This is a genomic window from Mediterraneibacter sp. ICN-202921, from assembly GCF_037890075.1.
Lineage (GTDB): Bacteria > Bacillota > Clostridia > Lachnospirales > Lachnospiraceae > Mediterraneibacter > Mediterraneibacter massiliensis.
This window is the reverse complement of sequence record NZ_JBBKBE010000039.1, coordinates 1-1069: the sequence shown is the minus strand read 5'-3', so window position 1 is coordinate 1069 and position 1069 is coordinate 1. Positions and strand designations below refer to the sequence as shown.

Here is a 1069-nt window from a genome sequence, read left to right as displayed (position 1 = left end):
TGTAGGATTACAATACATGTGTTACAACTGAATAATTAAAAAGCGGAAATACCTTTTCTGTGTTATGCTTTAAGCGACCAAACCTAAATCATTTAAGAAAGGAAGTATTCCCGCATGGCAAGTATAACACAAGATATGAGGTATCGTCTATCCCTGATTCGTTTCGCTGAAAAACATGGTGTCTCAAAAGCAGCTATTAAATATAAGACAAACCGACAGTATATTTATCGTTGGAAACGCCGCTATGACGGCACAATAGAGTCACTCCGCGATCGCTCACGCCGTCCTCATTACCATCCCAATCAGCATACACCTGAAGAAATTAAGTTGATCCAAGATATGCGTAGGCGCAATCCGCATGTCGGTCTGGTTGTCTTTTGGGTAAAGCTTATGCAACGCGGATATAAACGTTCCATCCCTGGTTTGTACCGTTTCCTGAAAAAGCAAGGAATCATGGCTCAAAAACTTCCTAATCCCAAATATATTCCGAAGCCTTATGAGCAAATGGAATATCCTGGACAGCGTATTCAGATCGATGTGAAATTCGTTCCTACATGTTGTCTTGTTAATGATGCGAAAGGAAAGAAGTTCTATCAGTATACCGCGATTGATGAGTACTCCCGCTGGCGGTATGTGGAAGCTTTTGAAGAACACAGCACCTATTCATCTGCACAGTTCCTCAAGCATCTGATTCAACGCTTTCCTATGCCGATCGAATGCGTTCAGACAGACAACGGCATGGAGTTTACAAAGCGCTTTTCCACTTCCGGTAAAGAAACATTGACTTTATTTCAACGGACTTTAAAAGGACTGGGAATCCAACATAAACTGATTCGACCCTTTACACCACGCCATAACGGAAAAGTGGAACGCAGCCACCGCAAGGATAATGAACGTTTTTATGCCTCCCATACTTTCTATTCCTTTGAGGATTTTTCTAAGCAACTTCAAACCTATAACCGTAGAGAGTATAACCAGTTTCCCATGAGACCTTTGGGGTGGAAATCACCACAAACTGTCTTGAGAGAATTTATTGAGCAGGGTGTAACATATGTTTGACAAACCTACA

Annotated in this window: 1 protein-coding gene; it reads left to right on the top strand. The window is 41.6% G+C overall.

Annotated features, from left to right (window positions below):
• Positions 1-114 precede the first annotated feature (114 nt).
• A complete protein-coding gene (locus WKT01_RS13700) occupies positions 115-1059 on the top strand; it encodes an IS481 family transposase (protein ID WP_340312759.1) in 945 nt (314 codons plus the stop codon).
• The last annotated feature ends 10 nt before the right edge of the window (positions 1060-1069 follow it).

Coding starts and splice junctions, on each gene's coding strand:
- WKT01_RS13700 (WP_340312759.1), top strand. CDS start 115: ATGGCAAGTATAACACAAGATATGAGGTATCGTCTATCCCTGATTCGT.